General features: G+C 44.1%; 14 protein-coding genes. 5 read left to right on the forward strand and 9 right to left on the reverse strand.

The window, feature by feature from the left end; all coding sequences use genetic code 11:
* Positions 1–39 precede the first annotated feature (39 nt).
* Positions 40–963, reverse strand: coding sequence for an IS30 family transposase (locus V3C97_RS07330; protein WP_003709292.1), 924 nt, complete (start codon positions 961–963; stop codon positions 40–42).
* Positions 964–1185: 222 nt separating this feature from the next.
* Here V3C97_RS07330 and V3C97_RS07335 point away from each other — a divergent pair, with 222 nt between their 5' ends.
* Together V3C97_RS07335 and V3C97_RS07340 are read left to right on the forward strand one after the other, a co-directional pair.
* Positions 1186–2538, forward strand: coding sequence for a DHA2 family efflux MFS transporter permease subunit (locus V3C97_RS07335; protein ID WP_338434560.1), 1353 nt, complete (start codon positions 1186–1188; stop codon positions 2536–2538).
* Between the two features lie 140 nt (positions 2539–2678).
* The gene (locus tag V3C97_RS07340; protein ID WP_338434148.1) at positions 2679–3674 is read left to right on the forward strand and encodes an asparaginase; all 996 of its coding nucleotides are present in this window, start codon (positions 2679–2681) and stop codon (positions 3672–3674) included.
* Positions 3675–3771: 97 nt separating this feature from the next.
* Here V3C97_RS07340 and nagA read toward each other — a convergent pair whose 3' ends face one another.
* Together nagA and V3C97_RS07350 are read right to left on the reverse strand one after the other, a co-directional pair.
* Positions 3772–4911: an N-acetylglucosamine-6-phosphate deacetylase gene (gene nagA, locus V3C97_RS07345; RefSeq protein ID WP_338434149.1), complete on the reverse strand. Its 1140-nt coding sequence runs from the start codon at positions 4909–4911 to the stop codon at positions 3772–3774.
* A 206-nt stretch (positions 4912–5117) separates the two neighbouring features.
* Positions 5118–5639 carry a hypothetical protein gene (locus tag V3C97_RS07350; protein WP_180848840.1) on the reverse strand — a complete coding sequence of 174 codons (522 nt, stop codon included), beginning with the start codon at positions 5637–5639 and terminating at the stop codon, positions 5118–5120.
* A gap of 139 nt (positions 5640–5778) precedes the next feature.
* On the opposite strand from V3C97_RS07350, the gene V3C97_RS07355 reads away from it, so the two are divergent.
* The 3 genes from V3C97_RS07355 (at position 5779) to V3C97_RS07365 (ending at position 9321) form a co-directional block, all read left to right on the forward strand.
* Positions 5779–6723 carry a sugar-binding transcriptional regulator gene (locus V3C97_RS07355; RefSeq protein ID WP_338434150.1) on the forward strand — a complete coding sequence of 315 codons (945 nt, stop codon included), beginning with the start codon at positions 5779–5781 and terminating at the stop codon, positions 6721–6723.
* A 330-nt stretch (positions 6724–7053) separates the two neighbouring features.
* Positions 7054–8691, forward strand: coding sequence for a peptide ABC transporter substrate-binding protein (locus V3C97_RS07360; RefSeq protein WP_338434151.1), 1638 nt, complete (start codon positions 7054–7056; stop codon positions 8689–8691).
* A 108-nt stretch (positions 8692–8799) separates the two neighbouring features.
* The gene (locus tag V3C97_RS07365) at positions 8800–9321 is read left to right on the forward strand and encodes a hypothetical protein (protein ID WP_338434152.1); all 522 of its coding nucleotides are present in this window, start codon (positions 8800–8802) and stop codon (positions 9319–9321) included.
* A gap of 88 nt (positions 9322–9409) precedes the next feature.
* Here V3C97_RS07365 and V3C97_RS07370 read toward each other — a convergent pair whose 3' ends face one another.
* The 6 genes from V3C97_RS07370 to V3C97_RS07395 all read right to left on the reverse strand — a co-directional run bounded on the left by V3C97_RS07370 (position 9410) and on the right by V3C97_RS07395 (position 14393).
* Positions 9410–10285, reverse strand: coding sequence for an aldose 1-epimerase family protein (locus V3C97_RS07370; RefSeq protein WP_338434153.1), 876 nt, complete (start codon positions 10283–10285; stop codon positions 9410–9412).
* A 117-nt stretch (positions 10286–10402) separates the two neighbouring features.
* Positions 10403–11794: an MFS transporter gene (locus V3C97_RS07375; protein ID WP_338434154.1), complete on the reverse strand. Its 1392-nt coding sequence runs from the start codon at positions 11792–11794 to the stop codon at positions 10403–10405.
* Positions 11795–11796: 2 nt separating this feature from the next.
* The gene (locus V3C97_RS07380; RefSeq protein WP_338434155.1) at positions 11797–12627 is read right to left on the reverse strand and encodes a dihydrodipicolinate synthase family protein; all 831 of its coding nucleotides are present in this window, start codon (positions 12625–12627) and stop codon (positions 11797–11799) included.
* Positions 12628–12678: 51 nt separating this feature from the next.
* Positions 12679–13398 (reverse strand): B3/4 domain-containing protein, encoded by a 720-nt coding sequence (locus V3C97_RS07385; RefSeq protein WP_422392866.1) that lies wholly within the window; start codon positions 13396–13398, stop codon positions 12679–12681.
* 18 nt (positions 13399–13416) lie between these two features.
* On the reverse strand, positions 13417–13941 hold the full coding sequence (locus V3C97_RS07390) for a GNAT family N-acetyltransferase (RefSeq protein WP_338434157.1): 525 nt from the start codon (positions 13939–13941) through the stop codon (positions 13417–13419).
* Entirely contained in the window at positions 13941–14393 is a 453-nt protein-coding gene (locus V3C97_RS07395; protein ID WP_278837910.1) for a MarR family winged helix-turn-helix transcriptional regulator, read from the reverse strand. Before V3C97_RS07395 ends, V3C97_RS07390 begins: the two co-directional genes overlap by 1 nt.
* Positions 14394–14499 lie beyond the last annotated feature (106 nt).

Here is a 14499-nt window from a genome sequence, read left to right on the forward strand (position 1 = left end):
TATTTTTATGGTAGATTGCAATAAATAACTTGAACAAATTTAATGACGCAGATTAAGCAAAAAGATCTCAATTGGAGTTCGCCAGTTCAAACATTTGAGTGGCCGTGAATTCAGATACCAGTTAATCTGAATCAATTCATCATCACTAATCTCTTCAATTGGCTGACCCTTAGGAATAAATCGCCGTAACACTCGATTACGATTCTCATTACTACCACGTTCATGCGGAGAATAAGCATGGGCAAAGTACAACGGCACGCCGGTATTTTTCTCAATTGATTGGTAGTTGGCGAACTCTTTCCCGTGATCAACCGTCAGTGTCTTGAGATTAGTTCCTAATTGATTAGCTAACTCAAGGATAGCCTTAGTCATTGAAGTGCTATCTCGTCCACCAAGCCGTTTAACGATAGTAAGGCGACTCTTGCGTTCGACAAACGTGGCTACTGCTTGACCTTTGCGCTTGCCAGATAAAACTGTATCAGCTTCAAAATGGCCTGCAATATTACGATCAGAAGCTTCAGCTGGACGATCTTCAATCGAACGACCATGACTGAAAGTCCCACGGGTTTCTTTAGCACGCTTACGACGAATACCATGGTCAGGTAAATCAGTCATCCGAATATCTAGAAGTCCTTGATCGACCCAGTTATAGATAGTCTTGTAGGCGATCCTAACCACATGGGCTACTTGTTCAATTGACCATTTCTGAATCTTGATCTTGTCTTCGATTAGTCGCTTGAGGTTAGCCGTTAATGAGCATTTACGACCACGATAACTAAGTTTAGTTTCGTGGTCGGCTTGCGCACTAGTCGCATGGTATTCACCCTTTAACCGGTGAATTTCATTAAAGATAGTAGTCTTACTAAAGCCCAGGTAATCAGCGATATATCGAAGAGATCGCTTTTCATGACGAAGCGTTTCGATGACAATGCGGTCTGAAAATGATAAGATAGTGGTGCCCATAAAGGTCCTTCTTTCTAATGGAATGTTGTAACGACACCATTAAAGACCTTTATGGGTTTTTCTGTCCACTAAAATGTTCAACTTAAATTTTACAATCTGCCTTATTAAGATAATCACCAGCTTCAAAAAACAATATTAAGTTAGAAAGAGGAATTATTTGTGGAAAATAATACACGTCATAAAGTTTATACCCAAGCAGAGATCAAGCATCCCTGGTTAGCGATGACCAGTATGCTGATCGGGGCGTTTGTCGGGATGCTCAGTGAAACCTCCCTCAACATTGCCCTGCCAACGCTCGGTAAAGTTTTTGGAGTAGAAGCCATCTCCTTACAATGGCTGGTTACCGGCTACATGCTCATTATTGGGATCGTTTTGCCATTTGCTAGTATCATCTCTAAATGGTTCACTACCCGACAAATTATCATCTTTGCCCTGGCCGATTTTGCTATTGGGGCACTGATTTCCGGCTTTGCTTCGTCCTTTAGTATCCTTTTAGTTGGACGTTTGATCCAAGGGATTGGAACCGGGTTGATTTTGCCCTTGATGTTTACCGTAGCAATGCTGATTTTCCCACCACAACGGCTCGGAGCTGTTATGGGAGTCAACGCCTTAGTCATCATGTTTGCGCCTGCGATTGGGCCAACCATCACTGGGATCATTCTCGGCGCTTTATCTTGGCGCGATATCTTTTACATTTTCGCCCTGTTATTAGCTATCGGTTTAGTTTTTGCAGTGCTTTTCTTGAAAAATGTCAGCCCGATCACCCGGCCCCATGTTGATATCTTGTCTGTATTAGGGTCAATTATCGGGTTCTCATCCTTAGTTGCTGGAGTTAGCTTCGCCAGCAAGGACGGCTGGGTCTCTCCTCGCGTTCTCGGCCTGCTTATCCTAGCAATCGTGGTCCTAACTCTTTATGCTTGCCGTCAATTAACCTTGGCAGAACCGATCCTTAACCTGTGGGTCTTCGCTAAGCCAGCCTTCAGAACAGGCGCACTCCTAGTAATGATCGACTTTGGAATAATTTTGTCAGCCATGTACTTACTGCCACAATTCATTCAAAATGCCATGCTTCTTCCCGTAGCTATGGCCGGGATCATCATACTCCCAGGTGGTTTAGTTAACGCGATCGTATCTGCGATCTCAGGACGGATGTATGACAACATTGGAGCTAAAGTGCCGGCTTGTTTGGGCTTTGGTATTGCTCTAATTGGGGCAATCATGTTTATTTTTGCTTCCGCCCACGCATCAATTCCATACATCATTTGTGCTCACGTCATCATGATGATCGGTTGTCCCCTAGCAATGTCGCCATCACAGACTCACGGACTTAATGCTTTACAAGGACCAGAATCTGCCGACGGCTCCACTATCATGAACACTTTGCAACAGATTGTGGGGGCTATTGCTACTGCTGTTGCAACGAGCCTGCTCGGTGCCGGACAAGCTGCACACCACACAGCGGGACATGCAGCTGCCTTTGCGAGCGGAGTCCACTACGGCTTTTACTTTACCGTTTGTTTGGCAATCGTCGGCTTGTTGTTGGTAGCGACGTTAAAAAATAAATCCAACAATTAACAAAGTCTATTTACTCCTCAAAAGTCTCCTTAATATATAGGAAGCTTTTTTGCTTATTCCGACACTAAGGACGAATTCTTGTTTTTCCCTGGTGAACCCCGTAAAATAAACTTAGATTTTTAGAAAAATTGGTGAACATTATGGAACAAAAGAAATTGTTGCTACTTTCTACCGGTGGAACCATCGCTTCAGTTGTATCCGAAAGCGGACTGGTGCCCGGTGAATCAGGTGAGCAACTCATCCAAATGATGGGGAGCCTTCCCTATCAGATCGAAGTCCAGGATATCTTAAACCTTGACTCTTCCAATATCCAGCCCGAGGAATGGAAACTTATCGCTGAAAAAATTTATGCCAACCGTCATAACTATGATGGGATTGTTGTGTCCCACGGGACTGATACTATGGCATATACAGCTTCCATGATGACCTTCATGCTGCAAGGGATCAAGATTCCCGTGGTCTTTACTGGCAGTCAGGTCCCGATGAACGTTGCCTTAAGCGATGCGCCCGATAATCTGAAGCTGGCCTTTGTAGCGGCTGCCCGCCTTGAACCAGACATTTACTTAGCCTTTGACGGCAAAGTCATGCGGGGCTGCCGGAGCGTCAAAGTTCGGACAACTGCCTTCAACGCTTTTGAAAGTGTTAATGTCCCGGTAGTCGCTGAAGTTACCTCTGATGGTTTTGAAATCAAGAACAAGCGTCCTCGTCCCCAAGCGACTGCCTGCGTCCTCAACACCAACATTGATACCAATGTTTCTTTGGTCAAACTCTTTCCTGGCTTTGACCCTAAACTTTTACAAGCGATGGTTGATAATGGTTGTCATGGGATCGTGATTGAAGCCTACGGTCTTGGTGGAATGACCTTTATCAGACGGAATGTTGCTGCGGCGATTGGTGACTTGATCCGACAAGGTATCCCGGTTATTGCCGCTAGCCAGTGCCTCTACGAACGTAGCGACCTTACCCGTTATGAAGTTGGGCGGCAAGCCCTCCTGGAAGGGGCCATCAGTGCTCGTGATATGACTTCCGAAAGTGCTATTACCAAGCTGATGGTTGGTTTAGGTCAAGGGATGGATGTTGATGAAATCACTGCTTTCTTTAATACTGATATCGCTGGCGAAGTAACGATTAATTAACTTTTTCTATATTATTAATTTTTAAAAAGCTCCAACATTTTCACCTTAGTGTGAATAGTTGGAGCTTTTTTGTGCATTTTACTAGTGATCTTTAGGCTTACTCAGCAGTTACCAACTCACCGTAACTATATGTAGCCAATAAATTGTAGTCTGCATCTAAAATATTCAAGTCAGCATCCTTCCCGACTTGAAGTCCACCCTTGCTAGTTAAGCCAAATTCACGGGCTTGGTTGACTGAACTCATCAATACTGCTTCATATAAACCAGCAGTGGTAAACTTCATGGCATTTCGGAAGGCTGTGATGAATGGTAAAACTGACCCAGCAATTGTTCCGTCAGCCAAAGTAGCATGAATACCTTCAACAAAAACTTTCTGGCCTCCTAGTTCACTAACACCATCGCCCAGACCCTTTTTCCGCATCGAATCTGTGATTAATTCGATCTTTTCGGGCCCCTTAATACTGTATGCTAACTGCAACATGTCGGGACAAATATGGTAACCATCCATGATTAGCTCTGCATACATCTCATCCTGCAGTAACGTATGACCTGCCACCCCCGGTTCACGGTGACTGAGCGGAGATTGGGCGTTGTAGAGGTGGCAAGTATGGCTCACTTTACTTGTCAGCAAGTCTTGGCGCGTCGCCATACTATGCCCAACTGATGGGACAATCCCATGGTCAATGCAATAATCTTCTAGTTCACGGGCACCATCATTTTCAGGAGCAAAGGAAATAATCTTGACCAAACCACCAGCCAGGTCATTCCACTGGTCCAATAAGGCTGCGTCTGGTTTGGTAATATACTTTTCTGGTTGCGCTCCCTTAACTTCCGCATCAATGAATGGGCCTTCTAGGTGGATTCCTTGAATCACTTTATTTTTCTCTGCAGCTTGCTTAACCCCGACCATTGCCCGTACAATATTTTCATTACTTTGGGTAATGGTGGTACAAAAGAAGCTCGTAACTCCCTCATGATAAGCAGTGGCCCGCACCATCTTATCAATCTTTTCAGGATCCGCATCCATGGTGTCGTACCCATACCCCCCATGACAATGCACATCAATGAAGCCGGGAACAATTACTTTCCCATGCGCATAGGTCACTTCATCCCCAGCTTCATTATGAAAATCACTCATCGGACCAACTGCCCGCACCTGGTCGTCAAATCGAATATAACCATCCGTAATGATTTCCGTTCCCGTTGCAATCGTCACATTTTTGAATACTTTTGCCATACTGATTCCTCCCATACTCTGCTCACCACTGCTTTTATTCGCAGCAGTCTATCCATTAAACAATTTACCTAAATCCCCGCAATTTGTCTATACCAATCACGAAAGCGATCCCATTTATTGCCTGATTAACTTATTCCTTAGCCTAAAAAAACGGTCAGATTTTCCTAAAATTAAGAATCATCCGACCGTTCGCATCCTCATTTCGCTTAGTTAATTCTGACATATTTTTGCCGGTAAAGGTAAGACACGGCAGTTCCCTGTCCCGTCAACCGGCTTTGTACTTTAAAGCCGTTCTTCACAGTTGCCTTCTGCTTGTTCAAAGTGAGATATCCCCCATTTTGCTGGCGAACTGCTAGCTTATCATTAATGATCTTGTATTTCATTGAAGCCTGCCCGCTCTCTGCATATTGACGAAAGACCTGCTTGTCGGTAGCTGCTCGTTGGGCTTCTTTAGCTGTATCAAACGCAAGGGCAGTTCCATAAAAGTTTCCTGAACCAAATACCATATAATAATTCGTGCTCGAAATCTTAACGGATTCTTTCCCCATTTGCTTTACCATTGGACCTTGAGCCTCTAAATCTGTCTGGACCCGAAAGGCATTTCCTTCGATCTGATATCTAAAACTCGTTAGATGTCTAAAAGCACCCCATGCTCCTAGGATAAAGACAATTACTGCAATTATATTAATAATTTTATATCCATGTTCTTGCTTATTTTTCTCAGCCATAATTCCACCCCATACTCGCTATAAATCATTCCTTATTCTACCACAATCCTGCATAATTATTGCGATCCGCGCGGATACAAAAATTATAAAAAATGTTATAATTAAATTATATAAATCAATACGCAGAGGGGACTTGGCTATGCAAGACAAACAACATCTGGACCTGTTACTCAGTATTGCCCAGGATTTTTATTTAAATAAACTTTCGGTCAGTGATCTCTCTGTTAAATACGATGTCAGCCGTTATTATATTTCGAAGTACTTAGAAGAAATTATTGACAACCACTTGGTTTCAATTCACATCAACACCCCCTTCGACCGCAACACTGTCATGGAGCGGGCGTTTAAACGTGAGTTTGCGGTTGAAAATGTCTACATTATGAAGGAAAAGATCGACAGTATTACTAACCAAGAAGTTTTACTTACTTTCACAGCTAAGATCATCCAGGACTTGATCGCCCAGGCCCGTGTGGTTGGAATTACCTGGGGTAAATCCATTTATCAGGTACTTGATAGTTTCCAGCAAAGTGACCAGCGGAACTTAGTTTTCACTTCCTTTGTCGGTGAGCTGGGGCTCCGGAAACGGTATGCTGAACCCGTGACACTTTTACAACGGGCAGTTAGCAAATATAATTCCGCTATATACTTAACTATTCCTGCTCCCCTATATGTGGCTAACGATCACCTCCGGCAAACCCTAGCGGAGGAACCTGCAGTCAAGTCTGTGCTTGATGTAGCACGGAAAATCGACGTAACTTTCTCCAGCGTGGGCACTTTGAGTTCTATCGAAAACATGACCAACTTGGGCAAGAATTTCAGGACTTACTTCCCTGGGCTCCATAGTAAGAAAGTAGCTGGGGTTGTTTACGGGCGGCCTTATGACGAACATGGGCGGTTTCTGACTGCCGATAAGGATACAGTTTTCGGACTTTCTTTACCTGAGATCAAGCGTATTCCCCACCGGGTCGGTATTCTTGAAGCTAGTACGCCCATCCGAACTGCCAAAGGTGCGCTTTATTCAGATGCTTTTACGGATATTATCACTTCTGAAAGCACTGCTAACAAAATTTTGTGTTCACTTTAAAATAATTATCTCAAGCTTTGCTTACCGGACCAGGATCTGTGTTGGAATCCTGGTCCGTTTTTTTATTTCTGGCTTAGTAGAGTTTTTACTTGACTTACTAATTGTAAGAACATTATAATTACACATGTTAGTAGAAAAGGAATACATTATTGTAAATATGTTCTACTGAGAAAGGAGCCTGCGTTATGACGCACTTATTATCACTGGCTTCACGAGAGACCATGCGTCATCGCACTGGTTTCTCCCGTGGGCCTCAGTTGGCCTGTTGTTGCTGTTAGGTTTTGATCGTCAGTTTACATATAGGTACATTCAATTGGGGAGAATATAATTATGAAATTTAAAAAAATAATGTTGTCTGTCACTCTGGGCCTTGCAGCGATTGCTTTGGCAGCTTGCGGAAACAACAATGCTTCGGGCAAGACTGACAAGCAAACACTAAATCTTAGCGCACCTGCGCCACTGGATACGATTGATATCTCTAAAGCCACTGGCTATGGTCAAACGGGGAACGTTTTTGAAAGTTTCTACCGCCTGGGCAAAGACGGGAAGGTTACCCCAGGATTAGCCAAGAGTAGCAGCGTATCTGCTGATGGTAAGACTTGGACATTCAAACTTCGGAATGCCAAATGGTCAAATGGTGATCCTATCACTGCCCAAGACTTCGTTTATTCTTGGCGGCGGACCTTAGATCCAAAGACCAAGTCATCATATGCTTACATGTTCGATAACGTGGTTAATGCAACTGCTATTAACGAAGGAAAAACTTCCCCTGACAAATTGGGGATCGAAGCTCCTGACAAAAAAACAGTGGTTGTCCACTTAGATAAACCTGTGGCTTACTTCAAAGTCTTGATGGCTTACCCACTCTTTGGACCACAAAATCAAAAGGTTGCCGAAAAATATGGTAAGAAATACGCAACTAAGTCACAATACATGGTTTACTCCGGACCATTTAAGATTGTTGACTGGAACGGTACCGGTAACAAGTGGGCCTTCGTCAAGAATAACCAATACTGGGATAAAGATGTCGTTAAACTCCACAAGATTAATTACCGGGTAGTTGCCAACACTACTACTGGTTATGAACTCTACCAGCAAGGCAAGCTGGATATGACCCAGTTATCTAACCAACAAGTCAAGAACTTCAAGAACAATAAAAACCTCAAGAAGTATCCATATTCTTACGTTGCTTGGTTAGAATATAACTTCCAAGATCCAAACGCACTTAACAAGAAAGCCCTGAATAACAAGAACATCCGGTTGGCATTATCATTGGCAGTGGATCGGAAGACATTGACCAAGAAGGTATTAGGGGATGGCTCTGATACACCGCAAGGTTTCGTCCCATCTAAGTTGGCATACAACCCTAAGACCGGCAAAGACTTTGCCCAAGAACAAAAGGTTAACAATACCGTTGATTACAACGTTAAATTAGCTAAACAATATTGGAAGAAAGGGATGCAAGAAATTGGCGCTAAGAAGTTAACGCTAACGATCTTAGCTGCCAATGACGCGAACGGGAACCAAGAAGTTACCCAATACCTACAATCCCAATATTCTTCCGTCTTACCTGGTTTGACAGTTAAGATTGAAAGTATTCCTGGCAACAGTGCCGCAGACAAAGCCCGTAAAGGCGACTTCGACATCTTCCTTGCCGGCTGGGGTGGGGACTTCAACGATCCGTATACTTTCATGCAGATTCCAGAAACCAATACTCCTTACAACCGGGGTAAGTACAGCAATAGTGAATACGATGCTTTGATTGAAAAGGCAGAAAATGCTGATGCTAATAACCCTGAACAACGGTGGAATGATTTAGTCAAGGCAGCCCAAATCTTTAACACTGACCAAGGAATTACACCACTGTATGAACAAACCAATGCTTTCATGCAACGGTCTAACGTCAAGGGAATTATCCACAACACTGCTGGAACCCAGTGGAATTACAAGTATGCTTATATGAAGTAATTTTCAACTGTTAAAAAGACGCTCAGATGAGCGTCTTTTTGTGTGTTCTTTACCTGTTCTTTCCTGTATAATTCTATTGATCTGTTTTTATACATTAAGGGGGAAAATATGGAAAACTCTACTACAAGTAAGCAACCTTCTTGGTTGAGTAATAAACGTAATATTATCATCGTTCTTATTGTGTTGCTGGTAGGTGGCTTTGCCTTATGGCACCACCACAAAACCAAAGTAATCAATGAAGTCACGACGACAACCGTCAAATCCTTTGCAACAGATGAATTTGACACAACAGTTGACTACGGGGAAAAGACGGTGCGAGTTAAAGTTAAGGATAGCGCTAAAGATGACCTGCAAAAAATCGTCCTTTATATGGCAATGGGTACCCCTGCAGCCGTCCAAACGGGACAAACCCTCGAGAACCATGTTCAAAAAGTTTCGACTTGGATCAACAAAAACGTTGGCTCTGGATGGACTGTTTCCCTCAAATATGACAACCAACTCCTCTGGCAAGCCCAAGACGGCAAGTTGACCCACAAATATGAAAACTCCCAAGACTTCAAAAAGCTAGTAAACAAGATTGAAGATGGCTCGTTTTTGAACGATCTTGCTGAGGAATTATTTGGTGATTAAAATTTTATTGCCTACGTTATCCGTGTGCTATTAGTGAAGTAAGGCTGGTGAGAAAACAAAGTTTTCTCCCAGCCTTTTTATGTTACTCCTAATAAATAGCAATCGTATAATCGCCAGCGAACTTTGCTCCAATTGCCAGCATATTGTTAGCAAACTTATGGGTAAAATCTTGGTCAGTCGTGACTGTGTCATCAATCCCCCACCATGGTTCAATACAGACAAACGATCCTGCAGCTGGATAGGTCGACCAAACACCCCAGTAACGAACATTGGTCGAGCTGATCCGCACCCCTGCCGTCCGCTTCCGATCAAAAAGCGCCACGCTCGCTTTCCGATCAGCAAACTCATAAATATGGGCATCATTAGCAAATGCCTGCCGAGTCAAAGCCCACCGCTTCTGGTTTCCAGCAACTTTTTGTGCCGGCCGGGCTAACCCGCTGAACGGATCGAGGCTTATTTCATTGTAGGGACCAGAGAGTTCTACTTGATAATCTGTAAATTTTTGATTTTTTTGTAGCGGCACATTGAAGCCCGGGTGACCACCTAGAGAAAAGTATATTGCTTGCTTATCGCGATTCTCAACCCGGTACTGCACCTGGAGTTTATTCCGCTGTAAATGATAAGTGATCTCTAAGCGAAACTTGTAGGGAAACATGGTTCGCGTCGTGGCATTATCTGTCAACGCTAAAGTAACTTGCGTTGGTGTCTGGGCTACTACCATAAATTGTGTATGACGCCCAAACCCATGTTGTTGCATGTGAAACGCTTTGCCATCGACAAACATCGTGTCATTTTTGAGTTTGCCAATGATCGGAAAAAGCTGGGGCGCCTGCCATTTCCAATACCGTTCGTCTCCCTGCCACAGATATTCTGTTTCCGTTCCCTTATTCCAAATGCTCTGTGGTTGGGCTCCTTTGAGTCCTATTGTGACTTTGAGATAATCGTTCTCTATTGTTACTGTCATGTGCTCACCTACTCTTTACGAAAACCTTTTCCTTATTAAACCCCATTGTACCACTAACCATGAGTGCATAAAGACCGAGGCTGGAAGAAAACAGTGTTTTCTCCCAGCCTCGTCGTTTTAATTATTTTTTGTGTTAATTAATTTTCTACCGCTGATCACTAGGAAGATAACTGCTGCTATCCCCAACGCTAACCTCACTAAACTCCAATAAAAACCTGCCGGAACACCCTGGCGGTTAATCAGCGTAGCAACAAGTGCAATCCCAATTCCGCCCGAGTATTGTTGGGCCGTGTTGAGGAGGGCATTGGCATCTGCTGTTTCTGTCGTTGCAACTGCTTGGATACTAGTCGTCATCAGGTTACTGATCGCTAATGCCAAACCCGCATTGTAGAGGACATACACCCCAACTAGCAATCCAACCTGAACGGACCCGTGGGCGAGATGCCCCAGGATCAACATGCTGACGCCAACCACGGTGGTTCCCCCATAGATTAGATGCTGACCCACCCCCTTGTGATTCAAGTGATCGAACCACTTGCCGGCCAGAGGCATTAATCCTATTCGGATCAACAATCCCGGTAACATTGCGCTTCCAGCAATAAATGCTGATTGGTGCCAAACCAATTGGAGAAAATTAGGAATGAGAAAACCACCCAGGGCAACATTTACAGCTTGCAGAATGAAATAAGCAGTGAAATATATCCCAAAACGCTGGTTAGTAAATAATGTCGCTGCTAATACTGGCTGGGGCTGACGCTGAATATGGCGCCAACATCCGCTTACCATTCCCCCACAAAGAACTAATAGGAGAGTGAAGATCAGTCCATTTTTTCTACCCCCACTAGTAACTAAGAGTTGGAAAGTTGTTAGCAACAATACCAGCCAAACAAAACCTTTAATATCGAAGTTCTGATTTGGAGCATTGATTTGTTCCCTAGGTAGTGCGACTAATGCAAGCAACCAGCCTCCCAGAACTAGGGGCAAGGATAGCAGGAAAATCCATCGCCAATTGAAAAAACGCAATACTATTCCCCCATAGGTTGGGCCCAAGGCTGGTGCCAGGGCGGTAATGGTTACCCCAACTGCCATGAAAAAGCCCAGTCGAGACCGCGGGGCATAACGGGTGATCACCGTAAAGAGGAGGGGGATACAGATCCCCATACAAACACCACTCAGTATTCGCCCGCCAAAAAGATAAGGAAAGCTTGGTGCCAGACTGCAGATTACTAAGCTTACAAGAAAACCACCCGTTCCCACTCCTAAGAGGAAACGGAGGCTATAACGCTGAACCAGACGGGCATTGATGATCATCATCCAAGACGAAACCAAGAGATAACCGGTTGTCAACCACTGAACAGTTGTCAGGCTCACACTAAACTGTGTCATCATCGCCGGCAGGGTCACGTTGAGTGCGGTCTCCATCAAGGTTCCAATAAAAGCAATCAACCCTACTCCAACCAGTGCTAGACTTAGCTGGCCTGATCTCATCCTGGTCTGTTTACTTGTCATGATTAATCACCGATTGGTGCCCGTCCTCTCCCCATATCAATGCCTGTTTTTTGTGTCAACTGATCTTTCAAGTAAACATACAATTGATGATGGTCTATCTCATCCACCCCATCTTGGTGAGCAAACTTCACCGTTGGATCCTTGACTAACTGCTTGAACCAATCCTGCATTTCCACTGGGTATAGATTTCCACCAATCGAGGAGATTCGGGTATAGCCAACCTTAACCTTATCGGCAATAAAATGTTCGCCCCCGGCATAAATTGCGATCTTTCGCGGTGCTTTTTGTAACAGTTCTGGCGCTCTATGCCAGTCACCAGTTTCTTTAATTCCGACAATATTTGGTAAGGCAGCTACCAAGCGGGTAAAAGTATCCACCGCAATGTCAAACCCGGTCTGTTCAGGGTTATTGTAGATAATCAGTGCTTTGCTAGGCATCGCTTGCCCTAAGTGCATCACATACTGGTAAGCTTCGTCTTGGGTTGGTTGAATATATGGCGGAAATCCTAACAGGACACCCTTAACAACCGGGCTTTCTTCAACCCGATGGGCTAACCGCATTGCTTCCCTTTCTCGAATGCTAGCTACGCCAAAGATCACTTCAAAATCATCGGCCAGTTCCGGATGACGGTCAATCTCATCTACCAAAGCAATCTTTTCATCAGCTGTCATGCTATGTTGTTCCCCAGTTGTGCCAGAAACCATAGCTGACTCAACCCCCTGTGCCTTCAAATAGCACATATATTTAATAGTATTAACAGCATTTAAACTCTCATCAGCATTGAAAGCAGTTGGCATTGCAATATGATATGATGCGTGTAATTCAGTTGTCATTGATTTTCACCTCATAAAAATATTTGATGCAGTTCTCTTTCTCTCACTAGCCTAGTCGAGCGTTACTGGCGCTTGTTGTTCGGGCGTAATAGTGGCAGTCTGCAAAACAGTTGCGCCCATGACATGTTCCATCTTTTGAACCAATTCAGTCATAGCCTGATCTGCTCGTTGGGCTTGAGCCTCATTTACTGATTCCATAAAGGCAATCACTTTGGTTGACTCGTCTGTCAACATCGTCCGTGCCCCTTCCCGCCAGTTCAAACTCCGGCAGATAGCACCAGTATCGTCGCTATAAATCAATTCACCTGTGCGCGCCGGATCATCCTTTTCTGCTCCTAAAGGCCAGAATGACTCTCCACCTTGAGCCAAACCTAACTTCATAGTCCCATCTACCTTAGCGCAATCTTCCATCCCGCAAGGCACACCATACGTCAGTGAGATGCTGTTGTAGATATCAACTAAGGGACTAATAGGATCAAAGGTCCGCCCCTGATCAACCCGCTTTAGCAAAGCTTCGATCGAAGACCGTGCTCCTTTCTTCTTTTTGAACTGCTGATAAGCCTGACGCCATTCTTGAACTACTTGATTTTGGGCAAATTGCTCTGCGGTCAAGAACTTCTGCGCTACCTGACTAGCAGTTGTTAGTAATCCCTCCCGTACTTCGGGTGCTAAAGCTGAATCATGATTATCAACGTTAGTAAATACCGCAACATTGATTTGTCCTTTGGGAAACAGTTCCCAAAAGGATGGTTCTACAACAAAATTCTTCATTCCCATAATTGACTCTCCTTATTTAGATAGTTCTTTTAGCACAATATTGTCTATTTGATGATCGGTTCCTAAAATAAATTCGTGCTGTCCCACTTGGACAAAGCCGTACTGCTGGTAAAAGGCCTGGGCTTTCCGATTTTGATTCCAAACTCCCAACCAAACTGCTTTATGATGGCACTGTTGTGCTCGCTGAAGGGCAAAATCCATCAGTGTCCGCCCCACTCCCATGTGCTGGGCCTTTTGACAAACATAAAGCCGTTGAATTTCTAATGCGTTGGGGGCCACATCTTCTGTTTGTGCTCCTGCCTGATTGAGTTTGAGGTAACCAACGATTTCGTCCTCAATCAACGCAAAATAAAACTCACTCCCCGGCGTCAGCAGTTCTTGCAACAGCTGCTCCTGAGCAAAGGCTCGCTGTAAATACGTCGCCATATCTTGGGAAGTGTTAACTGACCCAAATGTTTCCACAAATGTTCGCCGACTAAGCGCTTGTAGGGTTTTCAAATCTGCTTGGTCTACACGTCGAATTGTTATCTTTGTCATTAATACTCGCGGTGTCCTCCTTTTTTTACGAAATCCCAACTTTTGTCAGTATTGTGGCGCATCCGCACTAACATATCATGGAGCTGGGCAATCTCATCTGCACTAAAACCGGCTAATGAGATGCGATTGGAGTATTCATTTTCCCGTAAGATAAAGGGGTAAATTTCAGCTCCTTTATCCGTAACATATAAACGCTTGATCTTTTTGTTTTTGGGATCATTACGCCGCTCAATAATACCTTTTTTCTCAAGTTGTTGGAGGGAGCGCGCGACTGTCGTGCGGTCAACTTTGATCATCCCTGCCAGCTGTTCAGCGATAATACCGGGATTTTCATAGATCCGGACCAGGTAAAGGTATTGTCCCCGGGTTAACTGCACATCCTTAAACTCAATATTGGCAATTGAATCTAGTGCTCGGGCAATCATCCCGATCTCACGCAAAACATCCTGCATATCATCACCTCTTTCACTTTAAGTATAATTATTTTTGTTGCAAATGCAACAAAAAACAACAGAATACCTCACTAAACTTTCTGTACCCGATACGTTATACTATCAA

This window comes from Ligilactobacillus saerimneri (assembly GCF_036689625.1).
GTDB lineage: Bacteria > Bacillota > Bacilli > Lactobacillales > Lactobacillaceae > Ligilactobacillus > Ligilactobacillus saerimneri.